Source organism: Acidovorax sp. DW039 (genome assembly GCF_037101375.1).
Taxonomy (GTDB): domain Bacteria; phylum Pseudomonadota; class Gammaproteobacteria; order Burkholderiales; family Burkholderiaceae_C; genus Acidovorax.
Genome location: NZ_AP029019.1, coordinates 151,157 through 174,066, shown reverse-complemented (window position 1 = coordinate 174,066; position 22,910 = coordinate 151,157). Strand labels below are relative to the sequence as shown.

The 22,910-nt window shown below is 62.2% G+C and carries 30 protein-coding genes; 23 read left to right on the top strand and 7 right to left on the bottom strand.

Going from position 1 to position 22,910, the window contains the following annotated elements:
* The first annotated feature begins 57 nt into the window (after nt 1-57).
* On the top strand, nt 58-837 hold the full coding sequence (locus AACH87_RS00810; RefSeq protein ID WP_338796800.1) for a hypothetical protein: 780 nt from the start codon (nt 58-60) through the stop codon (nt 835-837).
* Nucleotides 838-962: 125 nt separating this feature from the next.
* On the opposite strand, the gene AACH87_RS00805 is transcribed toward AACH87_RS00810, so the two are convergent.
* Nucleotides 963-1,532 (bottom strand): cob(I)yrinic acid a,c-diamide adenosyltransferase, encoded by a 570-nt coding sequence (locus AACH87_RS00805; protein WP_338796799.1) that lies wholly within the window; start codon nt 1,530-1,532, stop codon nt 963-965.
* Nucleotides 1,533-1,667: 135 nt separating this feature from the next.
* Nucleotides 1,668-1,961 (bottom strand): hypothetical protein, encoded by a 294-nt coding sequence (locus AACH87_RS00800; RefSeq protein ID WP_338796798.1) that lies wholly within the window; start codon nt 1,959-1,961, stop codon nt 1,668-1,670.
* A gap of 338 nt (nt 1,962-2,299) precedes the next feature.
* Here AACH87_RS00800 and AACH87_RS00795 point away from each other — a divergent pair, with 338 nt between their 5' ends.
* Nucleotides 2,300-2,752, top strand: coding sequence for an EF-hand domain-containing protein (locus AACH87_RS00795; RefSeq protein WP_338796797.1), 453 nt, complete (start codon nt 2,300-2,302; stop codon nt 2,750-2,752).
* Between the two features lie 126 nt (nt 2,753-2,878).
* On the opposite strand, the gene AACH87_RS00790 is transcribed toward AACH87_RS00795, so the two are convergent.
* From AACH87_RS00790 to AACH87_RS00770, 5 genes are all read right to left on the bottom strand, one after another.
* A complete protein-coding gene (locus AACH87_RS00790) occupies nt 2,879-3,691 on the bottom strand; it encodes an amino acid ABC transporter ATP-binding protein (protein ID WP_338796796.1) in 813 nt (270 codons plus the stop codon).
* Nucleotides 3,675-4,328 carry an amino acid ABC transporter permease gene (locus AACH87_RS00785; RefSeq protein ID WP_338796795.1) on the bottom strand — a complete coding sequence of 218 codons (654 nt, stop codon included), beginning with the start codon at nt 4,326-4,328 and terminating at the stop codon, nt 3,675-3,677. The genes AACH87_RS00790 and AACH87_RS00785 overlap by 17 nt, the downstream gene beginning before the upstream one ends.
* Before the next feature lie 273 nt (nt 4,329-4,601).
* The gene (locus AACH87_RS00780; RefSeq protein WP_338796794.1) at nt 4,602-5,276 is read right to left on the bottom strand and encodes an amino acid ABC transporter permease; all 675 of its coding nucleotides are present in this window, start codon (nt 5,274-5,276) and stop codon (nt 4,602-4,604) included.
* 68 nt (nt 5,277-5,344) lie between these two features.
* The gene (locus AACH87_RS00775; RefSeq protein WP_338796793.1) at nt 5,345-6,178 is read right to left on the bottom strand and encodes a transporter substrate-binding domain-containing protein; all 834 of its coding nucleotides are present in this window, start codon (nt 6,176-6,178) and stop codon (nt 5,345-5,347) included.
* Nucleotides 6,175-7,008 carry a GntR family transcriptional regulator gene (locus AACH87_RS00770; protein ID WP_338796792.1) on the bottom strand — a complete coding sequence of 278 codons (834 nt, stop codon included), beginning with the start codon at nt 7,006-7,008 and terminating at the stop codon, nt 6,175-6,177. Before AACH87_RS00770 ends, AACH87_RS00775 begins: the two co-directional genes overlap by 4 nt.
* Before the next feature lie 273 nt (nt 7,009-7,281).
* Between AACH87_RS00770 and AACH87_RS00765 the strand changes: the two genes are divergently transcribed.
* From AACH87_RS00765 to AACH87_RS00665, 21 genes are all read left to right on the top strand, one after another.
* A complete protein-coding gene (locus AACH87_RS00765) occupies nt 7,282-8,058 on the top strand; it encodes a DUF4397 domain-containing protein (RefSeq protein ID WP_338796791.1) in 777 nt (258 codons plus the stop codon).
* Between the two features lie 175 nt (nt 8,059-8,233).
* Nucleotides 8,234-9,658, top strand: coding sequence for an FAD-linked oxidase C-terminal domain-containing protein (locus tag AACH87_RS00760; RefSeq protein WP_338796790.1), 1,425 nt, complete (start codon nt 8,234-8,236; stop codon nt 9,656-9,658).
* A gap of 276 nt (nt 9,659-9,934) precedes the next feature.
* Nucleotides 9,935-10,396, top strand: a complete 462-nt coding sequence (locus AACH87_RS00755; RefSeq protein ID WP_338796789.1) for a hypothetical protein — start codon at nt 9,935-9,937, stop codon at nt 10,394-10,396.
* 175 nt (nt 10,397-10,571) lie between these two features.
* Entirely contained in the window at nt 10,572-10,766 is a 195-nt protein-coding gene (locus tag AACH87_RS00750) for a hypothetical protein (RefSeq protein WP_338796788.1), read from the top strand.
* A gap of 40 nt (nt 10,767-10,806) precedes the next feature.
* Nucleotides 10,807-11,202: a hypothetical protein gene (locus AACH87_RS00745; protein ID WP_338796787.1), complete on the top strand. Its 396-nt coding sequence runs from the start codon at nt 10,807-10,809 to the stop codon at nt 11,200-11,202.
* Nucleotides 11,203-11,365: 163 nt separating this feature from the next.
* Nucleotides 11,366-11,932, top strand: coding sequence for a GNAT family N-acetyltransferase (locus AACH87_RS00740; protein WP_338796786.1), 567 nt, complete (start codon nt 11,366-11,368; stop codon nt 11,930-11,932).
* A 121-nt stretch (nt 11,933-12,053) separates the two neighbouring features.
* Complete coding sequence (locus AACH87_RS00735) at nt 12,054-12,764, top strand: hypothetical protein (protein ID WP_338796785.1); 711 nt, start codon at nt 12,054-12,056, stop codon at nt 12,762-12,764.
* Between the two features lie 131 nt (nt 12,765-12,895).
* A complete protein-coding gene (locus AACH87_RS00730) occupies nt 12,896-13,108 on the top strand; it encodes a DUF4287 domain-containing protein (RefSeq protein ID WP_338796784.1) in 213 nt (70 codons plus the stop codon).
* 119 nt (nt 13,109-13,227) lie between these two features.
* Nucleotides 13,228-13,743 (top strand): hypothetical protein, encoded by a 516-nt coding sequence (locus AACH87_RS00725; RefSeq protein ID WP_338796783.1) that lies wholly within the window; start codon nt 13,228-13,230, stop codon nt 13,741-13,743.
* 71 nt (nt 13,744-13,814) lie between these two features.
* A complete protein-coding gene (locus tag AACH87_RS00720; RefSeq protein ID WP_338796782.1) occupies nt 13,815-14,417 on the top strand; it encodes a hypothetical protein in 603 nt (200 codons plus the stop codon).
* A 545-nt stretch (nt 14,418-14,962) separates the two neighbouring features.
* Nucleotides 14,963-15,529, top strand: a complete 567-nt coding sequence (locus AACH87_RS00715; protein ID WP_338796781.1) for a hypothetical protein — start codon at nt 14,963-14,965, stop codon at nt 15,527-15,529.
* A 23-nt stretch (nt 15,530-15,552) separates the two neighbouring features.
* The gene (locus AACH87_RS00710) at nt 15,553-16,023 is read left to right on the top strand and encodes a hypothetical protein (protein WP_338796779.1); all 471 of its coding nucleotides are present in this window, start codon (nt 15,553-15,555) and stop codon (nt 16,021-16,023) included.
* 480 nt (nt 16,024-16,503) lie between these two features.
* Complete coding sequence (locus AACH87_RS00705; protein WP_338796778.1) at nt 16,504-16,848, top strand: DUF2185 domain-containing protein; 345 nt, start codon at nt 16,504-16,506, stop codon at nt 16,846-16,848.
* A 54-nt stretch (nt 16,849-16,902) separates the two neighbouring features.
* Nucleotides 16,903-17,295, top strand: coding sequence for a hypothetical protein (locus AACH87_RS00700; RefSeq protein WP_338796777.1), 393 nt, complete (start codon nt 16,903-16,905; stop codon nt 17,293-17,295).
* 82 nt (nt 17,296-17,377) lie between these two features.
* On the top strand, nt 17,378-17,941 hold the full coding sequence (locus AACH87_RS00695; protein WP_338796776.1) for a hypothetical protein: 564 nt from the start codon (nt 17,378-17,380) through the stop codon (nt 17,939-17,941).
* 46 nt (nt 17,942-17,987) lie between these two features.
* Nucleotides 17,988-18,293, top strand: a complete 306-nt coding sequence (locus tag AACH87_RS00690) for a hypothetical protein (protein WP_338796775.1) — start codon at nt 17,988-17,990, stop codon at nt 18,291-18,293.
* Nucleotides 18,294-18,323: 30 nt separating this feature from the next.
* The gene (locus AACH87_RS00685) at nt 18,324-19,070 is read left to right on the top strand and encodes a hypothetical protein (RefSeq protein ID WP_338796774.1); all 747 of its coding nucleotides are present in this window, start codon (nt 18,324-18,326) and stop codon (nt 19,068-19,070) included.
* Nucleotides 19,071-19,099: 29 nt separating this feature from the next.
* Entirely contained in the window at nt 19,100-19,537 is a 438-nt protein-coding gene (locus AACH87_RS00680; protein WP_338796773.1) for a DUF4124 domain-containing protein, read from the top strand.
* Between the two features lie 84 nt (nt 19,538-19,621).
* Nucleotides 19,622-19,849 carry a hypothetical protein gene (locus tag AACH87_RS00675; protein ID WP_338796772.1) on the top strand — a complete coding sequence of 76 codons (228 nt, stop codon included), beginning with the start codon at nt 19,622-19,624 and terminating at the stop codon, nt 19,847-19,849.
* Nucleotides 19,850-20,025: 176 nt separating this feature from the next.
* Nucleotides 20,026-21,123 carry a ligase-associated DNA damage response exonuclease gene (locus AACH87_RS00670; protein WP_338796770.1) on the top strand — a complete coding sequence of 366 codons (1,098 nt, stop codon included), beginning with the start codon at nt 20,026-20,028 and terminating at the stop codon, nt 21,121-21,123.
* Complete coding sequence (locus tag AACH87_RS00665) at nt 21,120-22,820, top strand: ATP-dependent DNA ligase (RefSeq protein ID WP_338796769.1); 1,701 nt, start codon at nt 21,120-21,122, stop codon at nt 22,818-22,820. The genes AACH87_RS00670 and AACH87_RS00665 overlap by 4 nt, the downstream gene beginning before the upstream one ends.
* Nucleotides 22,821-22,910 lie beyond the last annotated feature (90 nt).

The following is a 22,910-nucleotide window of genomic DNA, read 5'->3' as shown; positions in this document are numbered from 1 at the left end:
CATGCGCCCCCCAGCGCCATCGAGCCAGGGGCCCCACCATCCTCCATGAGACTCTGAATGAAAACTCGTGCATCGCTCATCACCTCCCTGATCGTAGGCGCCGCAATGGCAGCAAGCAGCGCTCTGGTGCATGCGCAAAACACCATGGACGTGAAACTTCTGGGTGTCATGTTCATCGAGGCCCCACCGGGAAAAGACAAAAACCTGGTTCCCTTTGCAACCTCCGGTGACTTGGAGAAAGTGGAGGTCAACGCCATCGCCACTGCGCGCTCCGGTGTGTTTAACCAGTGGACCAACTCCTTCTTCGACAAGGGTGACGTGCGCGTCACCGCGGTGTTTCCCGACAAGACCACTCAGAGCCTGGGACAGGCAGAGATGGGAGGCTTTCCCAAATTCTCTGCAGACGCCCGTTCACGCAGCTTCAGTCTGTCCGTGAACCGGCTGCCGGACAAGACGGTGAGCGGCCTGATCTTCGAGGGCACGATGCCTCTCAGTGTGGCCAAGGGCACCAAGAAAGCAGCGCAGGCCTTCGACCCCGAACGGCCAGGCCCCGTCAAACTGGGCGACGTCGAGATCCAGCATTTCAAATTGGACGGCAAGAGCCTTCAACTCCAAGGGAACGACACGCTGCTGCGTATCAAGACACTTTCCTTCAAGCCCGCATCAGGGCAGGTGGTGCGCGCTGAGCGCGGCGGATGGTCTCGCATGAACAACGAGCATCAACAAACCTGGAATTTCGACACCGCGCTGACCCGCGGCGAACTGCAAGCGGAGTTGTACGAAGGCCTCGAGACCATCCGCCAACCCATTCGCTTTGTCATCGGGCGTCCCTGGTAGGGGTGCTTGCCGCGCTGGGTGCACAGCACCGCACACAGGCGCTTCGGTGCGGTGACAGTTTCCGCCTTCGGACAAATGAGCCCTCACTAGCTCCCGGCGCTCGATGGATAAGCGCAAGACGCTATCTATTCAGTAGCATCCTGCTTCGCGAGCCGCTCACTCTTCCAATACACATCATCCCCGCCGTCCATGCGGTTGAGCACGCGGGCCAGCACAAACATCAGGTCAGACAGGCGGTTGAGGTACTGACGGGGCGCGTCGTTCAAAGCCTCTTCGTTGCCCAGGGCCACCACCGCGCGCTCGGCACGGCGGGCCACGGTGCGGCACACATGGGCCTGGGCTGCGGCGCGGGTGCCCGCAGGCAGGATGAATTCCTGCAGGCGCGGCAAGGCTGCGTTGTGCTCAGCCAAAGCCTCGTCCAGAGTAAGCACGGCCTCGGCCTTGAGCAATTCAAAGCCAGGAATGGACAGCTCGCCGCCCAGATTGAACAACTGGTGCTGAATCTCCACCAGCAGCGTGCGCACGCCCTCGGGCAAGCGTTCGCACAGCAGCAGGCCAATGTGCGAGTTCAGCTCGTCCACATCGCCCATGGCATGAATGCGCAGGCTGTTCTTGGACACGCGCTGGTTGTTTCCCAGGCCGGTCGTGCCCGCGTCGCCCGTGCGGGTGGCAATTTCAGTGAGGCGATTTCCCATGCGATCTCTCCGACTAATTCGAATAAGAGCGGCTCACAAAACTCAGCGCAGCGGCCTTGGCCAGGCGTCTCGTCGCAGGCAGTACGCCGGGTATGACAAGACGGAACAACGACGCCGAGGAGTTACGCGCACCGCTTACACATCCTTGTGCGAATCCAGCACGAACACCATGCCCATGAAGCCTACCGACACCGTGCGCCCGCGGATGCTGGTGTACGAGGCAAGGCCCACCGAGTGGTAGTTGGACACAAACGCTGCCAAGGCCCCCACGCCCAGTGCACCGGCCAGCGGGCTACGTTCGGCCACTGCATCCTGAATGCGTTTGCGGTGCTGCTCTGCAGAGGGGTTGAGCAGCGCTGCAGCAGCCACCAGCACAGCAAGGGCAGCAGTGATCTGAAGGGCTCTGGAGGCTTTGGAAGCTTGGGGCATGGCGAAGACAGCAAGGGTTGCAAGGTGAAGGGGCCAGGGACGCAAGGCACCCAGCGGACCACCTGATTGTGCCGCGCAAGATGCAAGTCCCACCACCCTGGGGTTACTACCAAATTGATAGCTGGCCACGCTTATCCTTCAAGCGCTAGCCGGGTTTTTACCCGTGCAATCCTGTGCCCCGCTGGCACAGCTGTGCAAAGTTGCTTTTCAAGAGCGCGTCGCTTCGTTACACGCGGCCCCAAAGTGTTGGCGCAGGCAACAGCAGGCAAAAGTGCTGGTGTCGGCCTGCCGACCGCGGTGCAATGAAGGCCTGTTCAACTTTACGGAGCTCTGCATCCATGAAGACCAAGCAACGACACGCACGCCCTCTGGCCCCCTGGGCCCGTCACTTCGAAGCCAGCAGCGTCCTGCTGTTCGCAGCGTTGACTTTCGGCACCGGCGCAGTGAATGCACAGACTGGCACACAAGGCGGCAGTGCGGGCGGAGCAGGTACCTCTTCTTCCAGATCGGTGATCGGCCCCAGCAATGCGTCACCCAGTACAGCGGGACAAGCCACCTTCGGTGGCGGAGCTACCGCCCCTGCGGCCAACACAGGGCGCAGCGAAGGCAGCACACAGGCCAGCAGCGCCAGTGATGCGGCTTTCCAGCGCGCGGACAAGGATCACGATGGAATGCTGAGCCCTCAGGAGGCAGCGCTGCTGCCAGCCATTGGCAACCGCTTCCAGGCCTTGGACAAAAACAAGGACCAGATGCTGTCTCGTGAGGAATACGAAGCCGGCCTGAAATCCTGACCACGCGGGAATGCGTCTGAGAACCTGTTCAAACGCATTCCCTTTTCAAACAGCCCGGGCGGTGGTGGACGTCCGGGCTTTTTTTTGGGCGATGGGCACCGTCTGTCGCCCTTCTTTTTTCCCAAATCAATCGTGTAGCGAAGACAGAAACTGCTGCAGTTCGGGCGTCTGCGGGCTGCCAAACAGCTGGGCAGGCGTGCCTTGCTCGTGCACAAGGCCCTGGTGCATGAAGATCACGCGGTCGCTCACCTTGCGGGCAAATGCCATCTCGTGGGTGACCATCATCAGCGTCATGCCCTCTTGCGCCAACGATTCGACCACACGCAGCACCTCGCCCACCAGCTCAGGGTCCAGCGCCGAGGTGATCTCGTCGCACAGCAGCACCTGCGGCTCCATGGCCAGGGCGCGTGCAATGGCAACGCGCTGCTGCTGCCCGCCCGAGAGCTGGTCGGGCATGGCGTCAAACTTTTCGGCCAGGCCCACACGCTGGAGGAGCTTGCGCGCCTGGGCCTCCGCCTCTTGCGCGCTACGCGCTTTGACCAGCGTGGGCGCAAGCATGATGTTGCGACCCACCGAGAGGTGAGGAAAGAGGTTGAAGCTCTGGAAGATCATGCCCACCTGCTGGCGCAGCTCACGCATGGCGGCGGGGTTGTCGTGCAGCAGCTTCTTGCCGTTCACGCTCAAGGCGCCTTCCTGAAATTCCTCCAGCCCGTTCACGCAGCGCAGCAGCGTGCTCTTGCCCGAGCCACTCTTGCCGATGATGCAGATGACCTCGCCGCGCGCCACCTTCATGTCGATGCCCTTGAGCACCTCGTTGGTGCCGTAGGACTTGCGCAGCGCGGTGATATCAACGATGGGCGGCGGGCCGACGAGGATGCCGTCGTGCGGATGCGCGGGAGCAGCGGCGGCGGCAGGTGTGGCTTCAACGGCGGTTGGCATGGAGTTTCCTTTCAAGCGATTGCGCCACCAGGCTCACGGGGAAGCACAGGGCAAAGTACAGCAGCGCCACACAGGCGTAGACGAGGAAGGGCTGGAACGTAGCGTTGGAGATCATGCTGCCCGCCTTGGTCAGCTCCACAAAGCCGATAACCGAGGCCAGCGCCGTGCCCTTGATGACCTGCACCAGAAAGCCCACCGTGGGCGGCACCGCAATGCGCAGTGCCTGGGGTAGCACCACATGGCGCAGCTGCTCGCCAAAGTTGAGTGCCAGGCTTTGTGCGGCTTCCCACTGGCCCTTGGGGATGGCGGCCACACAGCCGCGCCAGATCTCTGTCAGGTAGGCGCTGGTGTAGAGCGTGAGCGCCACGGCAGCGGCCGTCCACGGCGAGGTCTTGATGCCAAAAAGCGCAATACCAAAGTACGCCAGGAACAGCTGCATGAGCAGCGGGGTGCCCTGAAACACCTGCACATACGCGCCCACAGCGCGCTCCGCACCGCGCAGCTTGGACAAGCGCGCCACCAGCAGCAGCAGGCCCACCAGGCCACCGCCGATGAAGGCAATGAGGGAGAGGGTGACCGTCCAGCGCGCCGCCATCAGCAGGTTGCGCAGGATGTCCCATAGCGAAAATTCAACCATGATAAGAACGTGTTTACCGCTTATTCGATGCCGCGTTGGCGCGCAATCGGGATGAGTGGATGTTTCGGATGCGCCGCATGGGCTCATGCCCATGCAAGCAGTCGGGGCGTCCAATCGCCCGATTTCGTGCCAACCCTTCGGGCAAGTGCCTTGCCGGGCGGTCTGCGGCGTTGCGGCGCTTGTTGATAGCCGTGCTATCAACTGCGCACCGCGCCTTGCATCCCATCCCGGCAAGGTACTTGCGCGGCGTCGAATAAGCGGTAAACACGTTCTTTACCTCCCCACCAGAAAACGTGCACCTACCCACATCAGCAGGCGGCGGGTGAGCATGGACAGCGCCAGATACACCAGCGTGGCCACGATGAAGGCCTCAAACGCACGGAAGGTGTTGCTTGAAATCAGGTTGGCGGCATAGCTCAACTCGGGCGTGGAGATTTGCCCACACACGGCAGAGCCCAGCATCACGATGATGATCTGGCTGACCATGGCGGGCCACACCTTTTGCAGCGCAGGCGGCAGCACCACGCGGCGGAAGGTCTGCCCCGGCGTAAGCGCCAGGCTGTGCGCGGCTTCGATCTGGCCACGGGGCGTGGCCTCAATGCCTGCACGGATGATCTCGGCGGAATACGCGCCCAGGTTGATCACCATGGCCAGCACTGAGGCGAACTCGGGCGAGAGCTTGAGCCCCAGCGCGGGCAGGCCAAAGAACAGGAAGAACAGCTGCACGATGAAAGGCGTGTTGCGCACCAGCTCCACATAGCTGGCCACGGCCCAGCGCAGCGGCGCAGGCCGGTGCCCCAGGTTGCGCGCCCGTGCCCAGGCACAGGCGGTGCCCAGCAGCAGGCCCAGCGCGGTGCCCACAATGGTGAGACCGATGGTCCACACCACGCCGCGCACCAGCAGCGGCCACGAGGCCAGCACGGCAGAAAAGTCCAGTTGAATCAGCATGGTGGGCAAACCCTGCGGCGCTTGTCACGCCGCAGCCCTGTGCAATGGATGGGAATCGTCGTACCGGCTTATTGCGGCAGATCGCCCGCAGGGCGGCCCAGCCACTTGTTCGACAGCTTGTCCAGATCGCCCGCCTTCTTGGCTTCGGCAATGATTTCGTTCACACGGGTGCGCAGCTTGTCCTCCCCCTTGGCCACACCGATGAAGTTGGGGCTGTCTTTGAGCAGCAGCTTGAACTCGGTCTGCAGGTTGGGGTTCTTCACCATGATGGTGCCGGCGGTAGAAGCGCTGGTGGCAATGGCCTGCGTCTGGCCCGACACAAAGGCCGAGATGCTGGCGGCATGGTCTTCAAAGCGCTTCACGTCCACGCCAGCGGGGGCCACCTTGGCCAGTTCCTGGTCTTCCATCGCGCCACGCGTCACGGCCACGGTCTTGCCCGTCAGGTCGGCAAAGCTCTTGATGTTCAGGCTCTTGCTGGCAAACACGGCCTGGAAGAACGGGGCGTAGGCGGCGGTGAAGTCGATCACCTTCTCACGCTCGGGGTTCTTGCCCAGGGTGGAGATGACCAGATCGGCCTTTTGCGTTTGCAGGTACGGAATGCGGTTGGCGCTAGTTACGGGGATCAGCTCGACCTTCACACCCAGCTTGGTGCCAATGTAGTTGGCCATCTCCACATCCAGGCCCTGGGGCTTGAGGTCGGTGCCGACAAAGCCGTAGGGCGGGTAGTCGGTGGGGATGGCGATCTTGATCTCTTTGGCCTTGAGGATGTTGTCCAGTGCGTTCTGGGCGTGGGCGGCGGGTGTCAGCAGCGCAGCACCCACACCGGCAGCGGCCAGCAGGGCCAGGGTGCGGCGGCGGGCACCCAGGCGGGCAGAAGCAGAAGAACTCAGCGAGGCGGTCATAGCAAGGCTCCTAGGTAGGCAGAACCGTCGTCCGACGGCGAGGGGGTGGAACGGGAGGGTGAACGGGTGCGGCTGCGGCGCTTGGCAGGTGCAGCCGTTGCGGCAGGCGTGTCGGGCGCAGACGGTGCCGAGGCAGCGGAGGAAGCTGACGCCACAGGAGCCACCGGCGCCAGCGCATCACGCAGGCCAGCCAGCGGATCGGTGCTGGCTTGCAGGCGCAAGGCGGCCTGCACGGTGCCGATGTGCTCGGCCATCAGCAACTCGGCGCGGGCAATGTCCCCGGCCTCCAGCGCTTCGACAATGCGCACATGGTCCTCGCAGCTCTGCGCTGCATCGTGCGATGACTGGTAGAGCATCGCAATCAGCGTGGTGCGCGCCGTGAAGTCGCGCAGCGTGTCGGCCAGCAGGGCATTGCCCAGGCATTCGGCCAGGCACACATGAAAGTCGCCCAGCAGGTAAGTGCGCAGCCCCACATCGGTGCCCGCCAGGGCAGCTTTTTCGCGTTGCAGGTGCAGCTTGAGTTGGCGCAGGGCCGCCTTGTCCGGCGCCTTGGCCTTGAGCTGGTGCAACAGGCCCAGTTCAATCACCCGGCGGGCCTCAAAGGCCTCGCGGGCTTCGTGTTCAGAGGGTTCCACCACATACCAGCCACGCCGCGCACTCACGGTGACGATGCCGCGGGTGGACAGCCGGGTCAGCGCCTCGCGCACGATGGTGCGGCTGCAGTCAAACAGCATGGCCAACTGCTGCTCGCCCAGGCGTGAGCCCGGCGCAAGCTTCTGGGCCATCACGGCTTCCATGATGCGGTTGCTGATGTCGTTGGCGGTGGTCATTGCCTGCACTTACGCAGGTTCCGTGCCAACTGGTATACAAGCTGGATGCACCACACTGGCGCACCATGGCTGTGCACACCGCCCCGCGCACCAGGGTCGCTCACCAGGGGCACCGCACGAAGTCTGGTCACACCACCGACAGGATGGATGTTTCTGCTTCAAGGTTCTTTACCCGCACGCCGGTTTTCTTTACGGCTGACACATGTGCCAATGCGTGGAGCTTCGTAGCCTCCACGCATCGCAACACATCACGTCAATTGCAAGGAAATCACCGTGTTCTTCGCCCATTCCCTACCCTCCACCACCCGCCCCCCGCTTCCCACCCGCCGCCGCGTTCTGGCGTCTGCCCTGGGGCTGGCCGGGGCCAGCAGCACGCTGGCCCTGACAGGATGTGGGGGCCTGGGCAGTGAAGCGCACCTGCGCTTCGTCAACGCCACGGTGGACTACACGCAGGCAGACTTCTACGCAGGCAGCACCCGCCTGTCCGCCTCTCTGGCCAATGGCGGCACCATCTCGTCGTGGTACTCGGTCGAGGCAGACAGCACCCAGGTCTCGCTGTACGCAGCCGGAGGCTCGTCAGCCAAGCTGTCTGAAACCCGCACGCTGGACGAAGACAGCTACACCACGCTGCTGGCCTATGGCTCGCTGGCCAACAGCCTCAAGTTCAAGTTCTTTGCCGAATCCAACAGCAGCGCAGACAGCGGCAAGACCAAGGTGCGCCTGTTTCACGCGGCAGAAAACCTGGGCGGGCTGGACCTGTACATCACCAACACCAGCAGCCTCAGTGGCCTGAGCCCCACAGCCACCGTGTCGGCCTTGGGCGAACTGAGCGACTTCGTCTCCGTCACCGCAGGCATCTACCGCGTGCGCCTGACCAGCAAGGGCGACTCCAGCAACGTGCTGTTCGATTTCACCAACCAGATCTCGCTGGGCGGCACTGCGGTTGTCACGCTGGTCGTGGTGCCACGCAGCAGCGGCTCTTACCCCAACATCAGTGCCCTGCTGGAGCAAGGCGACTCCGCCCTGCTCTCCAATGCGCTGGTGAGCTGATCCGGGGGCACGGCAGCGCAGCGGCACAGGCATCGCGCCATGGGGGTGGAGCCTTTGGCCCTGCCTCGGGCACGGGAGCGCCGCGGTACCTCTGCAGTTGGCTGAAAGCCTGCTTTCAGCACTCTGCGGACAAGCGTCCTAGAATGATTTTCATTGCCCTCCAGGAGACAAGCCCATGAACGCCCCCACCGCTGCCGCCCATCTGCTGCCCGAAATCCAACTGCGCGACGTTCCGCAAGCCCTTATTGATGCGCTGCTGGCCCGCTTCGGCGCGCAATGCTCGCTGGCCCAGGCCGTGCGCGAGCAGCACGGGCGCGACGAAGGCTCGCTGCAGGCCCCGCCGCCCAGCGCCGTGGTATTTGCGCAAAGCACGCAGGATGTGGCCGACGCCGTGAAGCTGGCTAGCCAGTACGACGTGCCCGTCATTCCTTACGGCGCGGGCTCGTCGCTCGAAGGCCATTTGCTGGCCGTGCAGGGCGGCATCAGCATCGATGTGAGCCGCATGAACCAGGTCCTCAGCATCAACGCGGAGGATCTCACCGTGACCGTGCAGCCCGGCATCACCCGCAAGCAGCTCAACGATGCCATCAAGGACACGGGCCTGTTCTTCCCCATCGACCCCGGTGCAGACGCCAGCATTGGCGGCATGTGCGCCACCCGCGCCAGCGGCACCAACGCCGTGCGCTACGGCACCATGCGCGAGAACGTGCTGGCGCTGGAAGTGGTCACCGCCAGCGGCGAAGTCATCCGCACCGGCACCCGCGCCAAAAAGAGCAGCGCGGGCTATGACCTCACGCGCCTGATGGTAGGCAGTGAAGGCACGCTGGGCATCATGACCGAAATCACCGTGCGCCTGTACCCCCTGCCCGAAGCGGTGAGCGCCGCCATCTGCTCCTTTCCCAGCATCGAAGCGGCTGTGCGCACCACCATCCAGATCATCCAGATCGGCGTGCCGATTGCCCGCGTGGAGCTGATTGACCGCCACACCGTGCGCATGGTCAACGCCCACAGCAAGCTCACGCTACGCGAGGAGCCCATGCTGCTGATGGAGTTCCACGGCTCGCCCGCCAGCGTGAAGGAACAGGCCGAGATGGTGCAAGACATTGCCAACGAATTCGGCGGCCAAGCTTTTGAATGGGCCAGCACCCCCGAAGAGCGCACACGCCTGTGGACCGCGCGGCACAACGCCTACTTTGCCGCCGTGCAAAGCCGCCCCGGCTGCCGCGCCATCAGCACCGACACCTGCGTGCCCATCAGCCGCCTGGCCGACTGCCTGCTCGAATCGGTGGATGAGGTGGAAGCCAGCGGCATCCCCTACTTCCTCGTCGGCCACGTGGGCGACGGCAACTTCCACTTCGGCTACCTCATCGACCCGAACAGCGCCGAAGAACGCACCAAAGCCGAAGCCATGAACCACACCCTGGTCGCCCGGGCCCTGAGCATGGGCGGCACCTGCACGGGCGAACACGGCGTGGGCATCCACAAGATGGGCTTTTTGCTGGACGAGACCGGTGCAGGCGCTGTGGACATGATGCGCGCCATCAAACGCGCACTGGACCCGAAGAACATCCTGAACCCTGGGAAGATTTTTGCGATGTGAGGGTTTGCAACCGCACTCTGGCGGGGAACCCTATGGGGCTGATGCCCAAGCCCCCCCCCCAACCGACAAAGCTTCAACCCGGCCCTGCGTGGCACGACATGACAGAGCCCTCGCCAACGAGTGCAGCGACCCGCCCCCCGGAAAAGCGCACTTCCCTCCTTTTGGAGGTCAATGCAATCACGGGGCTTCCCAACATCCGGGACGAACCAGCTCCTCCGGGCACATCACGATCCGCTACGATCTGAGCGGGCATGTGCCCGGAACGAGGAACCTCTGATGAGCCAAAATCTGTTGATCACCCGTACACGTCTCGTCGCCGCAATGTTGGCTGCAGCAGGCTTTACCACTGCTTGCTACGTGGTCCCGGTTGATCCGCGCACCGGCCAACCTGTTCAAACTCAAAGCCAAGCTGCACCGGCTGCTGCTGTGGCGGCACCCGTTACTTTCCCTTCTCGCCTCTACCCCGCCAATGACCTGGCGGGCCGATATGGAATGATCAATGCCACAGTGACCAACGACCTGCATGGCCGGGGCACCTTCAATGCGGTGATCAACGGAGAAGCCTTCGCAGGCGAGGCCACCCGCAAAGCAGGCTCCAGCCGTGAAGGGATCGCCAACGGCGCTGGCAACCGGGGTTCTTATCTCAGCTGTGTGTACACGTTGAACTCAGCTACACAAGGCGTGGGTCAGTGCAAGTTGTCTGACGGTGCGGTGTTCACCATGCATCTGGGCAACTGATAGCGGAAGTTCCACCACTCTCTGGTAGCCCCGCATTCGACGCATCAGCCACATGAAGTGGCTGATGCAGCGGCACCATTGAGGGAAAGAGAAAGTTATAACGCAGTGAACATCAGGTTTTTGCGGTCTTTTAGGCCTTCGTGCATCTTCTAGACCCGAGCGAATACCAATCAGCATGGCAAACACCTTCAACGGCATCGGCACAACGTTCTACGGTCAATGCGCATTTGAGCAGGACGACTCGTTTATTACGACGAAATGGTTCGTTCTAGGCATGCCCTCGCTGGTCAAGTTCGCGTGGGTTGCGGTGGCGGCATTTATTCCCCTTGGGCTGCGCGCGTTTGCCAAATGGCGGCAAGGGCACGAGTAAAGAATCTTCAGAGCTTCGACATTCGCCCCACCGCCCGAACATGCGCCTTCTTGCCTTTGTTTTTGCCCTTGCCTTCGCCTCAGGCGCTGAGGCACGAGGACCTCAGGGCCCCTTGCCCATCAGCAAGGCACGGGCTCAGCTCCTGTCACAAGGCTGGTCTCCCCTGGAGACTTTTGGCACTGATGCAGACGGAGTTCGCTGGAGCCTGCAAGGCGATGCAGGCTCCATGTACAGACATGGCTTTATCGAAGTGGAAATATGCTCGGGCACAGGTTTGAATTTCTGTTCATTCAACTATGTGCGCGGCGGCAAGTGCGTGAGCCTGCAAACACAGGGCGAATTCAAGGCGGGCGCTTACGAGCCTCATGTCGTCCGGCGCACCACCACATGCCCGGATCCGGACGATCTCCATCCCCCGACCAAGGCAAAGCCCTAGATTCGGGGTTTTTCGACCGCTAGCGCTTGATCCACCTGCGCAAGCAGCTCCTGTTTTCATAGCATCTGAACTTGTCTTTGGCATATCGTCATCGGCCCGACCATCAAAGATGGCAACTTGATGAGGCGTCGCTCTCCCACCCCGCAATGCACATGGCGCCACAATGTTGAAAGCCACCCCATCAAGCCCAACGCTGAGCGAATTCAACGTGCCCATCGTCTCACTGAGTCCTCCCACCTCCAAGGATCTTGAAGACCTCACCGCTTTCGAGTTTGCCAACCGCGCTTTTTTTGAAGCCAGCATCAACGCCAGGCCGCTGTCCTACTATGCCGCCGCAGGCATACAGGAAGCGATAGACACCGCGATCTGCGAAGCAGTGGAAGACAAGGGATACCAGTTCCTGGCGCGAAACGCTGACGGAGCCCTGGTCGCCCGCGTCAACCTCACCCGCGTGCGCCGAGAACACTTTCATGGCGCAGAGCTTGGCTACAGGGTGGCCCAATCACACACCGGCAAGGGCTACGCCACCGAGGCGGTTCGCCTTGCCTTGCACATCGCCTTTCAGACATTGAAACTGCACCGTATCGAAGCGAGCGTCAGGCCGGACAACACAGGGTCCATCCAGGTTCTGCTGCGCAACGGCTTTACGCAGTACGGTCGCTCCACAAGAAGTTTTCAACTGGCGGGCCAGTGGCACGACCTTTGCCATTTTGAGTGCCATGCGGCCTGAGAACCTTACAAAACTTCAGTGCGTGGTCTCGCCTTGTCGTACCGCTTGCCGTGCGCATCTGCAGTCTCTGGCAGTCTGCGGTGTATGTTGTCATTGATGGAACTTTGACGTCTGGTATCGCATGTCTTCCTCCACACCGCTCTTTCCCTTCGTCATCTGGCAGGAGCTTTTGGCGCGCGCCCTCGCCAAGCTCGACCTCACATCCATGCCTGCGGAGATTCACGAATATCTGACGCGCAGGTTGCCCAACTCTGCGGAGACGGATTGGGAACCCCTGTCGACTTATTGGACGCGTATCAACGAGAAGCGGCTCGCCAAAGCAACCCGCGAATTCGCAGCCCCATTGGCACCAGCACAGCGCGGAAGCTGCCTTGCTGCGCTGGTGCGGTGCCAGTTCTCCGCGTCCACACTTCGATCGGATGCAAGCCTGAAGCAGCAGCGCAGGGAGCTGGATGACTGGCTGGATGCCCACTGCTCGGACAAGGCAGATATCGGAGACAGGAGACTGCTGCGGGACAAGGCGCTTGAACACCTGGAATGGGCAATATCCGATCTTGCAGAAGGCTTGCTGGATGCCGGGGTGGAACTCCGTGCTGATGACATCGAGCAGCTGGGCAATGAAGCGCTTACGTCCCACCCCTTGGTACCTGTGGACAAGCTGGTCAAAGCGATCTGCGCTCAGCCGCCAGCCATTCGCATCAGCGCAAAACGGGGTATCGCAAGGATCTGCGATCTGCTGCAATCGAGAATCGCGGAGTCAGCGGCCGCCAAAAGACGAAACGATGCGCTCCTGCTGGATTTGCGCGCTGTGATGCAGGATGAGGATGGCTGATGGCCACGCAGACATGAACACATGAGCACGCTGCGCCAGGTGGAGTGAGAGACGGCTCTTTTGGTTGCTGTGCAACGTTCCTGAGCAAGCGGCTTTTCAACTTCGTGCACGTCAAAAAAAGGGAGCAAACAATGGCAGCAGAGAAAGTCAAAGGTCCAGCGTCCTACTTTCCATCCATCGAGCAGAAGTACGGCCGGCCCATTCACTACTGGCTGGACCTGGCTAGCCAGATGCACGACAAGAAGCACATGGAAATTGTTGCGATCTTGAAGTCTGAGCATGGACTGGGGCACGGGCATGCCAACGCCATCGTGGCCCATGCGATGCATACCAAGAAAGAATGAAAATTGCGCACTCGGCGGCGGCCTATCCAGTGACGAATGGCCGCCTGCGGGGCTTGGACTGTCTACAAAGACTTCAGATCTTTTGACAGGTTGGCGGAAATCAACAGTGAGGGAGGGGTATGAGTAAAGTTTTGGTTTTTCTGGTGGTAGGAGCAGCAGCCGCTGGCGGCTGGTATGGCGCCGTGGGGGGAAAGAAAGTGACGCAAGCGCATGTGCAGTCGCTCTACCACGACTACATGTCGGCGTTTGACCGCGGTGACGGGATCGCCGTCTGCGATCTGTTCAGCGCCGATGTGCGCGGAAAGTTCAAAAGCACCTCTCGGACCATGCCGGTCAACGAGGTCGTATCCAAGGCCTCGTCCTGCGCTGCGGTGGATAACTTTCTGGCGTCGAAGGCCAAGCTGGAGCAAGCCACCGGGCGCGAACTCCATACGAATGTCGGGTACACCATCCACAACATCACGATTGCACCCGACGGCAAGTCCGCCACCGCAGAGGTGCTGCTGGAATTCCGCATTGGCACGGCAGAGGGAGCGCTGCTGGACATGCGGTCCACCCAGGTCGATGTGATCAAGAGAAACTGGGGCAAATCGCAATTCGTCCAGTCCGACGGAAGCGTGAGCTTTTTCAGGTGACGCAGATGCGGCTTTTCTCGCTCTTCTGGGGGGGCGCAGCTATGGCGGCGCGGAGTATCAAGACGCGGCGCATGGGGTTGTCGGTTGTTCTTTTGGCGGGCAGCCCCGGTGCATTTGCGCAGGACTGCTACCTGCTAACCTGCGGCAGCACCGACGCGTGCGAGGTGGCACCCGCTCGTCTGACGGCGTCGCTGCCATCCGGGCTGCAAATCGAGTCCATCCGCAGCCACACCAAGGTGGCTCTTCGCGGGGAGGCGGCCACCGCTGAATGCAAGGCGGTGGGGCAGCTTCCCCAGGGGGTTTCTGCAGACCAGGCAAGCTTGTACGGAGCCCTTCAGCTCAAGGGCAGGCTCAAGGTATCAGGCGTGCTTCGGTTCGAGCCGAATGACGGAGGAGCGCTGGAGTTTCGTCCCGCAAAGGCGTCATTCGCAGCCACAGGCAAGTTCTTCCAACAGCACTTCACGCAAATCAAGCTGGATGGGGCCGAGCCCGCCGTTCGCGTGACTCCACCGCCCAGTCTGGCTCAAGCCAACTGCTGGCAAACCCCAGCCACGGCGGAACTGTGGGACTTTGCAGTGGTGGTAGGCGACTCTTCTTCTGCCGGAACCTATGCACACAAAGCGAGAGTGACAAGCCTGGGCCGCTTCAAGCAATGCACATGGGGGAGTGAATAGCGCCCACCTGCCCTACGAGGCTTCGCCCGTGACTTCGATGCCCAATTTCATATCAAAAAGAGCCACAGGGTTATGGAAAGAGCGTAGCCAGCTCTTATTTCCATAGCAAACCACATATTTCAAGTGCGCCTGATCGCCCATACCCAGCCACTCTCCAGCACATGTCAGATCACTCGCTCTTCATCTTTTCGGTGCTGGTAGAGCTGGGTCTGCCCCTGTGGGTGATGGCCTGGTGTGTGGCGACTCCCAGCATCCGCCCGCGCGCTTTCGTGATATTGGGCGCAGTCATTCCCTTCCTTCTGGGTTATGGCTATGTCGTGCTCCAATACTTTTGGGGGCCTGCGGAACAGTTCCAATGGGCCGTGTGGGCGATGTGGAGCATGAGCCTTGCACCCTTTATTGCATGCGCTGCAGGTGGTTGGGCGCTGTCATGGCTCCCATGGCCAAGGCCTCTGATAGCCCGATGGTTGATGGGACTGGTGTCTCCGCTGGCCTTTGGGCTCTTGGTGGTCGCGGGTTTGTGATGCCAAAAAGGCAGGTTTTGAATGATCTCATCCGATGACCTCGCACTGATAGAGCGGTCTTCCAATTTCAGCGTGGGACTGCTGTCGCGTGAAGAGAAATGGAGTGACGAACGCACGCATCACGCCATGCACGACACGGTTCTATTGCCTTTGCTTGCCGCAGCCGACGAATGCTGGGCATACGGGCTGGACGAGCAGTCTGAAGTGTTTGAAGCGGCAAGAACCATCCTGCACAAAGAAGGAAGGCGACATCGCGTGGCGCTGCATGGCGACCCGATTGCAGGGCGTGAGCTTTTCTGGAATGCATATGGAGGAAAGCGGGGGACGATTGCCATCGCCATTCCGGTTGAGAAGTTCAACGCGGCCACTCTCTTTGCGCATTGCCGCAGCAGCTTTGTAGTGACCAACTACCGCAGCGGGCACAGCGCAGGAGCCATCAGCTACGCCCAACGAAAAATCCAGGACCGGGGCCATATCGTCTGCTGTCTTCCGCGTAACAACGGCTCGGAGTGGATGGAGGTGTTTGCACCCCAGCCACTAGTGTTTGAATTGTTCAAAACTGCCGCAAGCCTGCGCCGTGGCGATTGAATAAAACCCTGTGAGACACGCTGATGGATTTAGAAGGTCTCTTAGGTTTCATTTGGCTCGTGCTGCATTGGCGCATAGCGGTTTGCATGGCTGCCAGCACGGTCACAGCCATTCTGGCGGTTCAGTCATTTTCCTGGCTTACCGGATTGCAAGGCATCGTGATCAGCTTTCTGGGGCTGGGGTTCGGTGCGATGTGGCAAGTGAGGTCTGAACCGCACAGGACACAAACCGACGAGGCTCCTGACTCCCAGACGTCCACCGCAGTCGCCGGTACTGCTGCGGCCTTGGCAGGAGCAATTTGGGGGGTCTTCAGTTCAAGCTCATACCATTCGTTCCTCGCAGGCATCGCCATTTTTCTGATGGCAGCCTGGTGGTGGTCTTGGTACGCACAGTCACGCCACCGGTGGGTGAGCAGCCAGCGGGCATGGCTGTGTATAGGAATTGCTGCATGCACCTACGTCCTGGGTGCTCTTGTGGGGCTTCCAGTACTGTGACTCATTTCTGTTGCATTTACTTCAGCCCTCGCAGCCGTTGCGCACCACCATGAAACCAAGCATCTGCCTGTTCACCATAGCTGTGTCCGTAGCCGGTTTGGGGGGCTGTGCGCCACGCTGCGAAAACGAAGTTTCCGGTCAACAAAACTCTCCATCAGGGCAACGGAAGGCCGTGGTTTTTCATCGTGAATGTGGGGCCACGGTCATATCCAACACTCAGGTGTCTGTGATTCCCACTTCGGATTCCCTCCCAGATACAGCCGGTAACGTGCTCACCTTGGAGGGCACGGCAGAGCTGGATGTGAGTTGGCTCGCAGAAGACCAGCTACGCATTTCAGGTGTCAAAGGCCAGTCCATATTCCGACAGGAGCGAGCCATTGCGGACATCCAAATCGTGTACAAGTAAAGCGCAGCACAGAGCCATTGCACAACCCCAGCTCCACTGAAGACCCAACCAACTATCGTGAGGAGGTGAGCCCTATGAAAAAATTCGCCCTCAGTGCAAATCAGATCAAGCCCCTGGCGGAAGGTTTGGGCGGGTGTATTGCCACTGACCGGATCACGGTGGACGGCGCACCTGTGGGTTACATGGTGCGCGAACCTGCAGACCACCTGGATGACAGTGGCTGGTGCTTCATGGCGGGTGACGAGAGCCAGGATTACATGGACGAACCGGCACACCATGCCATTTACGACGTGAACACCATTGCCAACTACAGCCCGGACATCATTCCTTTTCTGAACGCACCTCCCTGCAGTGCGTTTGCGCGCGACCCGGACACCGGCAAACTGGTGGAAGTGCCTTACGAAGAACCGCTGGAGTGAGCAAGAACATCCAGGCGCACCCGGCCCCACACCCAGACCAGCACCAACACGGCAATGACTCAGATCGTCAAGAGACACCGTAACGAACCCTTGCACTGGGGTGCCGTGGCAGTCGTGCCAAAGGCACTGCAGACCGTCATCGATGCACATCGGGCAGAGGCAGATTGGTTGTGTGAGCCAGAGGAAGGCGGCTGGATCCGCGAGATGGATCTGGATCTGGCGTCCGGGGGCTGCGCCTATCTGGGAGAGCGGCGCGCTCCCCCTGGGGAGTTCACCATTTACTTGCAGCCTTACCGTGAGACGCTGTTCTTCAAGGAAGACTACGATGAGGTTCTGGCCTTCCTGGGATTGAACGCTTCTGAGGTGCAACTGCTGACCGGGCAGGTACAGTGGTCCAGGAAAAAGCGAGCGCAAAACCTGGGTGCAACGCCAGCTTCAACGCCGTAAATATCGCTGCACCGGCCTTTGCGCATTGGATGAGTGCGCGCTGCCCACGCTGTCGAATGTCATCCTCTCCTGATCTATACCCATGCGCCCCGTTGTACTTGAAGCCTGGAAACTGGCAGTGACTGAAACCGCAGCCCAGCGGCTGCCCGGGTTTCACCTGTACACGCGCAAGGAAGTGGGTGAGCCCAGAAACCTGATCCGATATGTGTGGAGCCCCAGGCCAGACCTGCATTGCTTCATCGTTTTCCGCCCCATAGAGTCAGAAGCTTTTGATGCATGGATCGGGGGGTCTACCGACGGTCGGTGCCCTTTTGCACGCACGCAGGAGCCAGAATCGTTCAGGGACCTGAACGCATCCACAGCCATATGCCCCACCGCGTGGATCGTTCCCCGTCACGGCAAAATCCACTGGAGCTTTTGGAATGCTCCAGACGCACTGCTCGATGACCCCACGGCGTTTGGGATGGCGTACGGAGCCCACTATGGAAAGACGCTGACGCCTGCCGAAGCACAAGTTGAAGTGGGGCCTGCTGTGGCCGAGGGCTTCCGTGAGATTGTGGAATATGGCATTCCGTATCTTCAGCGGCGCATGGCTATGGCAGAGCAGAAAGCCGATCAAGAACTGCGGCCCACCTCAGCTCAATGACCTGAGAGCCTGTTTGCGATCTTTCATCGACCTTCGAAGGAATCCCATGGCACTGGACATGTACGCCCACGGTGAACGTGAAGCCATCGGCCATCACGAAGAGTTCATCTTCTCGCTGGCCCAAGCTGATGCGAAACGCTTTCCTCACCTCCTGTCGCTGTGGGGGGCGTTTTACGACGACCCGCGCATCCCGCCCGCCCAAGCCGAAGGCCTAGTGCATGAACTGATTGATCTGCTGGCCCTGCACGGGGGGCTGGCGAACAAGGCCCTTGCCAGCCCTGTGATTCGCCTGCTGCCCTTCTTCAGCCGGGCCAGCCGTGGCGGTTGGGACATCACCACCCAGAGCGACTGAAGCCGAAGCGCTTTCTCACATCCTTTCACCATGCAGGTACATACCGTTTCGGACCATGGCGAGCGGTTCGACGTGGCCGTCTGGCAAGGCCCCAGCACAGGCCCTGTCGTGCTATTTGCAGTGGGGGCGGGCGGCCAGCCCTCGCGTTACGCCACCCTGCTGGAAACCTTGGCCTCGTCGGGCTGCACGGTCATTGCCCCCTGTTTCGAGAGACTGGCCACACCCGAGCCCACCGAGCAGGAACTCAGCCTGCGAGCGCGGCGTTTGTCACAGGCTCTGGAACTCGTCGCCCGGCCAGACATGCAGGTTCTGGGGCTGGGTCATTCCATCGGAGCGGCCACCCTGGTGGCGATGGCCGGGGGGCACATGTGGCTGCGCTGCGGCAGGCGCATCGACATTGCACGGGACGACAGAGTCATCCATCTGGCCCTTCTGGCGCCGCCCACGGGGTTCTTCAGAGCCCCTGGCGCCCTGGATGCCGTACACGTTCCCATCCATCTATGGACGGGCTCCGCAGACACCATCACCCCCATGGAACAGACGCAGTGGCTGGCGCAAGCGGTGGGTGAACTGGCCCAGGTACACCCGGTTGCAGGCGCGGGACACTTCTCCTTCATGGACCATATTCCGCCCCATGCCACAGAGCCACTGGCAGACAAGGCGACTTTTCTGCGCAGCTTTGCGGCGGAGTTGACCCAACATCTCTGGCGCTACGCACACAGTCCTGAGCCCGCCCGCCCGGCAGAGTCCCTGAACCTTCCCGCAGCGCGGTGTTAATCTTTATGCCAACACGCCTTATCCGCACTATGAACAAGACGAAAGCGTCCATTGCAGCGCTGTGCCTGACAGTGCCCATGCTGGCCATTGCAGGCCCCTACAAATGCACCGGAGCCGATGGCAAGGTCAGTTTCCAGGACCAGCCTTGCCAGGCGGGCACCACCGGGGGCGAGATCGTCATCAAAGCCCCCCAGCCCGCCGATGGCGTTCGCCCTGCACCACGCCCCTCCTCACGCACTGCAACCGACACCGCGGCCCGAGACGCTGCGGCAGCCAGAAACGACCAGATTGAGGCCCAGAACCGCGCCTCGCGCTGCAATGCAGCACGCCGGAACCTGGGCACACTCAAGGAACCACGCCCGGTGTACAGGTATGACAACAAGGGCGAGCGCCAGTACATCGACGATGCCGCCCGGCAGTCCGGCATTGCCGCTGCAGAGCGCAGCGTGGCTGAAAACTGCCGCTAGCGCTTACAAATAAAGCGCAATCAGCTATCAATTCAATAGCATTCAAATTCATTTCATCACCATGACCTGATGGGCGAGGCATCCATGAAACTCCCACACTTGCACTGCAGCACCGCTCTCCTGTCCGTCGCCATGGCCTGCAGCGTCCTCACCGGATGCGGTGCTGATGTAGCCACCACCGCAGTTACCACCACCAAGCTTCAGGCAGAACAGGCCAAGCAGGCGGCGGCTCAGGCTGAGCAGATCAAGGCAGGCTTGGCGCAGGCTGCACAGCGTGCAGAAGCTGCCGCCTCTGCCGCAGACAGCCAGTAAGCCGCTGGCTCCCGACGAAGCTGCCCCTTTGGTGCGAAAAGGGGCTGCGGGGCATATCCGTTGTCCTGCTTCAGGAATCGGCGCAGGCCCACACACGCCATGGCGTGGGCGGCTACGATGCGATCATCGTCAGGGGAGCTGTTTAACAGCTCAGATCCTGGCAGCGCACCATCCCCATGCCCAACGATCTCGTCGTCTTGCGCCCGCAGGGGCTGTATTGCCCTGCGGGTGATTTCTACATCGACCCCTGGCGGCCTGTGGACCGCTGCGTCATCACGCATGCCCATTCGGACCATGCGCGGCGTGGCTCGGGCCACTACCTTGCCCACACCGACAGTGCCGGAACCCTGCGCGCCCGCCTGGGTGAGGACATTGCGCTGCAGACGGTGGCCTACGGCGAGACCGTGGAGCACCAGGGGGTACGCATCTCTCTGCACCCGGCGGGGCATGTGCTGGGCTCGGCCCAGGTGCGGCTGGAACACGAAGGCGAGGTCTGGGTGGCCTCGGGCGACTACAAGCTCGAAGCCGACGGCACCTGCCCGGCCTTCGAGCCCGTGCGCTGCCATACCTTCATCACCGAATCCACCTTCGGCCTGCCCATTTACCGTTGGCCTGCACGCGCTGAGCTGGAGGCAGAAATCAACACCTGGTGGCAAACCAACGCCGCAGCGGGCCGCGCCAGCGTGCTGTATGGCTACGCGTTCGGCAAGGCCCAGCGCGTGCTGCGCGGGGTGGATCCCGGCATCGGCCCCATCGTGGCCCACGGGGCGGTAGAGCCGCTCAACGCCGTGTACCGGGCTGCAGGCGTGCCCCTGCCGCCCACCCTGCGCGTCACCGACCCCAGCCTGACCAAGGCCGACCTCAAGCGCGCGCTGGTGATTGCCCCACCTTCTGCCGCGGGCACGCCCTGGCTCAAACGCTTTGGCGAGCATTCGGACGCCTTTGCCAGTGGCTGGATGCTGGTGCGCGGCGCACGCCGCCGCCGCGGGGTGGACCGCGGCTTTGTAATGAGCGACCACGCCGACTGGCCCGGCCTGCAGCGCGCCATTGGGGCCACGGGGGCAGAGCGCATCATCGTCACCCACGGCAGCACGGAGGTGATGGTGCGCTGGCTGTGCGAGCAAGGCCTGGACGCCCAGGTGTTTGCCACCGAATACGGCCAGGATGACGCGACAGAGGGCGCGACCGAGGACGCTGACGCACCCGCCAGCGCGTTGACCACCGCCGCGCCCACCGCGCAGGCCGATCCCGCGGCACCGGAGGTCACGCCATGAAGGCCTTTGCCGCCCTCTTCCAGCAGCTGGACGCCACCACATCCCAAACCGCCAAGCAGGCGGCTCTGGTGGCCTATTTGCGCAGCGCTGATGCCGCCGACGCTGCCTGGGCTGTGTACTTTCTGGCGGGGGGCAAGCCGCGGCAGATGGTGCCCACGCGCCAGCTCAAGGCCCTGGCGCAAGCGGCCGCAGGCCTGCCGGAATGGCTGTTTGACGAAAGCTACGAGGCCGTGGGCGATCTGGCCGAAACCCTGGCCCTGCTACTGCCCCCGCCCACGGCCCCACAGCCCGATGTGCCCCTGGCTGCGTGGATGCAGCGCCTGCTGCCGCTGCGCGGCTTGCCACCCGACGCGCAGGCCGGGGCCTTGCGCGCACAGTGGGCAGCGCTGGTGCCTGCGCAGCGCTTTGTGTATTTCAAGCTCATCACCGGCAACTTCCGCGTGGGGGTGTCGCGCCTGCAGGTGGTGCAGGCACTGGCCCAGGTGAGTGGGGTGGATGCCAAGCGCATTGCGCACCGGTTGATGGGCTACACCCAGGTGGGCCGCCAACCGCAGGCCGCAGACTATGCCGCGCTGGTAGCACCTGCCGAGGCCGTGGACGGTGCCCCCGCTGCCGACGGAGCCGAAGGCCACCCGTACCCGTTTTTTCTGGCGCACCCGTTCAACCAGCCCGTGGTCGAGATGCCCGCCTTGCTCGGCCCGGTGCAAGACTGGCAGGTGGAGTGGAAATGGGACGGCATCCGCGCCCAGATCGTGCGCCGCGCAGGGGCTGTGTGGGTGTGGTCACGCGGCGAAGAACTGGTGACCGACCGCTTCCCTGAACTGGCCGACGCAGCCCAGCACACTTTGCCCGACGGCACGGTGATCGATGGCGAAATCCTGGTGTGGCTACCGGGCGAGCCCAGTCCACGCCCCTTTGCCGACCTGCAAAAGCGCCTGGGTCGCAAGACACTGACGCCCAAGCTGCTGCGCGAACTGCCCGTGGTGCTGGTCGCCTATGACCTGCTGGAACAGGCGGGGCAGGACATGCGCCAGGAGCCCCAGCACAGGCGGCGTGCGTTGCTGGAAACCCTGCTGCCACCGCGGCCCACCACCGCCCCCCAAGACCCAGCACCTGCGCTAACACTGCGCCTGAGCCCCGTGCTGACAGGAGCAGACTGGACCGACCTCGCCCAACAGCGCGAGGCCGCGCGCAGCCTGGGTACCGAGGGCTTCATGCTCAAACACCGCACGGCCGCCTACGGCGTGGGCCGCACCAAGGACGTGGGGGTGTGGTGGAAGTGGAAGATCGACCCCATGAGCGTGGACGCCGTGCTCATCTACGCCCAGCGCGGCCATGGGCGGCGTGCCAGCCTGTACACCGACTACACCTTTGCGGTGTGGAGCGGCCCGCAGGGCGACCCCGCCCGCCAGCTGGTGCCCTTTGCCAAAGCGTATTCGGGCCTGACGGATGCCGAGATGGCGCAGGTGGATGCCATCATCCGCAAGACCACGCGCGAAACCTTTGGCCCGGTGCGCAGCGTGGAAGCCACGCAGGTGTTTGAACTGGGCTTTGAAGGCATTGCCCGCAGCCCGCGTCACAAGAGCGGCATCGCGGTGCGGTTTCCGCGCATGCTGCGCTGGCGCAAGGACAAGCCGGTGGCCGAGGCCGACACCCTGCAGACACTGGCCATGCTGCTGCCGGAGTCTGCGCAGTGAACACCCCCACGGATGCGGCATCGGGTGCCACCACGCCAGGCACCCCTCGCACCCCTCGCACCCCTCGCACCCCTCGCACCCCTCACGCCC

Excerpts from the sequence above, each read along its gene's own strand:
- AACH87_RS00730 (WP_338796784.1), top strand. The coding sequence starts at position 12,896 with ATGGCAGCAGAGAAAGTCAAAGGTCCAGCGTCCTACTTTCCATCCATC.
- AACH87_RS00670 (WP_338796770.1), top strand. The coding sequence starts at position 20,026 with ATGCCCAACGATCTCGTCGTCTTGCGCCCGCAGGGGCTGTATTGCCCT.
- AACH87_RS00665 (WP_338796769.1), top strand. The coding sequence starts at position 21,120 with ATGAAGGCCTTTGCCGCCCTCTTCCAGCAGCTGGACGCCACCACATCC.
- AACH87_RS00735 (WP_338796785.1), top strand. The coding sequence starts at position 12,054 with ATGTCTTCCTCCACACCGCTCTTTCCCTTCGTCATCTGGCAGGAGCTT.
- AACH87_RS00760 (WP_338796790.1), top strand. The coding sequence starts at position 8,234 with ATGAACGCCCCCACCGCTGCCGCCCATCTGCTGCCCGAAATCCAACTG.
- AACH87_RS00780 (WP_338796794.1), bottom strand. The coding sequence starts at position 5,276 with ATGCTGATTCAACTGGACTTTTCTGCCGTGCTGGCCTCGTGGCCGCTG.
- AACH87_RS00675 (WP_338796772.1), top strand. The coding sequence starts at position 19,622 with ATGAAACTCCCACACTTGCACTGCAGCACCGCTCTCCTGTCCGTCGCC.
- AACH87_RS00795 (WP_338796797.1), top strand. The coding sequence starts at position 2,300 with ATGAAGACCAAGCAACGACACGCACGCCCTCTGGCCCCCTGGGCCCGT.
- AACH87_RS00720 (WP_338796782.1), top strand. The coding sequence starts at position 13,815 with ATGGGGTTGTCGGTTGTTCTTTTGGCGGGCAGCCCCGGTGCATTTGCG.
- AACH87_RS00740 (WP_338796786.1), top strand. The coding sequence starts at position 11,366 with ATGTTGAAAGCCACCCCATCAAGCCCAACGCTGAGCGAATTCAACGTG.
- AACH87_RS00805 (WP_338796799.1), bottom strand. The coding sequence starts at position 1,532 with ATGGGAAATCGCCTCACTGAAATTGCCACCCGCACGGGCGACGCGGGC.
- AACH87_RS00725 (WP_338796783.1), top strand. The coding sequence starts at position 13,228 with ATGAGTAAAGTTTTGGTTTTTCTGGTGGTAGGAGCAGCAGCCGCTGGC.
- AACH87_RS00750 (WP_338796788.1), top strand. The coding sequence starts at position 10,572 with ATGGCAAACACCTTCAACGGCATCGGCACAACGTTCTACGGTCAATGC.
- AACH87_RS00710 (WP_338796779.1), top strand. The coding sequence starts at position 15,553 with ATGGATTTAGAAGGTCTCTTAGGTTTCATTTGGCTCGTGCTGCATTGG.
- AACH87_RS00690 (WP_338796775.1), top strand. The coding sequence starts at position 17,988 with ATGGCACTGGACATGTACGCCCACGGTGAACGTGAAGCCATCGGCCAT.
- AACH87_RS00685 (WP_338796774.1), top strand. The coding sequence starts at position 18,324 with ATGCAGGTACATACCGTTTCGGACCATGGCGAGCGGTTCGACGTGGCC.
- AACH87_RS00790 (WP_338796796.1), bottom strand. The coding sequence starts at position 3,691 with ATGCCAACCGCCGTTGAAGCCACACCTGCCGCCGCCGCTGCTCCCGCG.
- AACH87_RS00770 (WP_338796792.1), bottom strand. The coding sequence starts at position 7,008 with ATGACCACCGCCAACGACATCAGCAACCGCATCATGGAAGCCGTGATG.
- AACH87_RS00695 (WP_338796776.1), top strand. The coding sequence starts at position 17,378 with ATGCGCCCCGTTGTACTTGAAGCCTGGAAACTGGCAGTGACTGAAACC.
- AACH87_RS00785 (WP_338796795.1), bottom strand. The coding sequence starts at position 4,328 with ATGGTTGAATTTTCGCTATGGGACATCCTGCGCAACCTGCTGATGGCG.
- AACH87_RS00775 (WP_338796793.1), bottom strand. The coding sequence starts at position 6,178 with ATGACCGCCTCGCTGAGTTCTTCTGCTTCTGCCCGCCTGGGTGCCCGC.
- AACH87_RS00745 (WP_338796787.1), top strand. The coding sequence starts at position 10,807 with ATGCGCCTTCTTGCCTTTGTTTTTGCCCTTGCCTTCGCCTCAGGCGCT.
- AACH87_RS00715 (WP_338796781.1), top strand. The coding sequence starts at position 14,963 with ATGATCTCATCCGATGACCTCGCACTGATAGAGCGGTCTTCCAATTTC.
- AACH87_RS00755 (WP_338796789.1), top strand. The coding sequence starts at position 9,935 with ATGAGCCAAAATCTGTTGATCACCCGTACACGTCTCGTCGCCGCAATG.
- AACH87_RS00810 (WP_338796800.1), top strand. The coding sequence starts at position 58 with ATGAAAACTCGTGCATCGCTCATCACCTCCCTGATCGTAGGCGCCGCA.
- AACH87_RS00680 (WP_338796773.1), top strand. The coding sequence starts at position 19,100 with ATGAACAAGACGAAAGCGTCCATTGCAGCGCTGTGCCTGACAGTGCCC.
- AACH87_RS00700 (WP_338796777.1), top strand. The coding sequence starts at position 16,903 with ATGACTCAGATCGTCAAGAGACACCGTAACGAACCCTTGCACTGGGGT.
- AACH87_RS00800 (WP_338796798.1), bottom strand. The coding sequence starts at position 1,961 with ATGCCCCAAGCTTCCAAAGCCTCCAGAGCCCTTCAGATCACTGCTGCC.
- AACH87_RS00705 (WP_338796778.1), top strand. The coding sequence starts at position 16,504 with ATGAAAAAATTCGCCCTCAGTGCAAATCAGATCAAGCCCCTGGCGGAA.